This is a genomic window from Aestuariivirga sp. (assembly GCF_037139295.1).
In the GTDB taxonomy this organism is placed as follows: domain Bacteria; phylum Pseudomonadota; class Alphaproteobacteria; order Rhizobiales; family Aestuariivirgaceae; genus Aestuariivirga.
Map to the genome: position 1 here is coordinate 1 of NZ_JBAXGR010000315.1, position 1,523 is coordinate 1,523.

General features: G+C 58.5%; 2 protein-coding genes. Both read right to left on the reverse strand.

The features are described 5' to 3' along the window. Nucleotides 1-343: hypothetical protein (locus tag WCJ41_RS22260; protein ID WP_336908018.1), on the reverse strand; the 343-nt coding region annotated here is incomplete at its 3' end. Between the two features lie 22 nt (nt 344-365). Further along, nucleotides 366-1,157, reverse strand: a complete 792-nt coding sequence (locus WCJ41_RS22265) for a TylF/MycF/NovP-related O-methyltransferase (RefSeq protein WP_336908019.1) — start codon at nt 1,155-1,157, stop codon at nt 366-368. Nucleotides 1,158-1,523 lie beyond the last annotated feature (366 nt).

Consider the following 1,523-nt stretch of genomic DNA (forward strand, 5'->3'; position numbering starts at 1 on the left):
AATCCGGGGCCGGATGCACATTGGACAGGGCGTTGCGTACGCTGCGGGCGCTTAGAATGTCGAGGATGAGAGACGCGAAGAGGTGATTCGACGCTTCCCAGTTATGAGGATCCTTCAACCCGTTGATCAGAAAGCCATGCGGGGAGACAGCATTCAGCTCGTCGACGCCGTGGGGATGCGCTGCCTCACCGCTGGTTCGCGAGAAGTTGGGTTGACGGTGCATCGGCTCCGTCGATGGCAGGACATTGGACTTGAATTCATGGAGCAGCCGGTTGATGGCGGAGCCGGACACCAATCCGGGCACCTTGATCCATCCGCGGGCTTCGAATTCTTCCTGGTCCATACGGCGTTCCCGAGGAAATCAGCTACTTGATGAAGTAGCCGTGCGGTTGCGGCGAGAAGGGAAACTTCCTGATGACAGGCTGTTCTCCGATCTCCTTGAAATATTCATCCACAGCCGTCGACTCGCCCTGCCATGGCACCACACCATACTCGTCGAATACGACCACGCCACCCTTCACGACGAGCGGATAGAGAAGCTCCAGAGCCCGCTTGGTCGGGAGATACAAGTCCACGTCGAAATGCAGGAGAGAGATCCTGATTCCCGGATTCTCCTCCAGGAATTTCGGCAGCGTTTCGACGATGTCGCCTTCAACAAGATGGCAACGCGGGAAGCCCGGGATCAGGTTGTCGTCATTGTGCAACTTGATGAGCTCAAGAAGCTCTTCCCGGACATGCGTAGCATCGAACCCGCCCTCATATTTGTTGTCGCCCTTGTCGAACACCCCGTCCTTCGGATCGAATTTGCGCAAGCCCTTAAAGTGGTCGAAGCCATAGACTCGGCGACGCCGATCGCAGGGGCAAAACGTCTCCATGAGCTTGGCCCAGGTGAAGAAGCTCGATCCCCGAAACACACCTAATTCGACGACATGTCCGGGCAGATCGATGACGTGCTTGAACAACTCGTAGTGGGCGATGAAACGTTGGAGAAGCAGGCGCCGCACATAGGTCGGCCACAGGTTGATGATATGCCGCGGCCCGTGATCGTATTGATCGAGAATACCAAGCATCTTCTGCCAATAGACCTGATCTTCCGGGCGCCGTTCGCCGATCGATTCTGCGCTTGGTATGTCGTTGTTGTGCGGCGGCCGTTCCATCTTTGGTTCCTTGGGGCATTTGACAGCCGGATTGGCATTTCTACCTAACCAATGACCCGTGACGACGCAAGCGAACCGGCAGGCGGGGAACCAGGGGTGAGTGTGGCCTGATACGCTCGGACACTTGTGCCGCGGATGGCATCACTTGACGGCACGGCACAGCGAGGCCATTCACATCGCCGCCGGGCTCGCTGCCGGGCACCGGTCCCGGTCAACCATGAAGGTCTTGCGCGAATGATCACCCCGGAAATCGCCGCCTCGTTCAGCGGCCGCTCCGTCGTCGTCACAGGCGGTACCGGCATGATCGGCCGCCAGATCGTGACGCAGCTCTGCGATATGGGCGCGCGCGTCACGACACTGTCCTTG

Coding starts and splice junctions, on each gene's coding strand:
- WCJ41_RS22265 (WP_336908019.1), bottom strand. CDS start 1,157: ATGGAACGGCCGCCGCACAACAACGACATACCAAGCGCAGAATCGATC.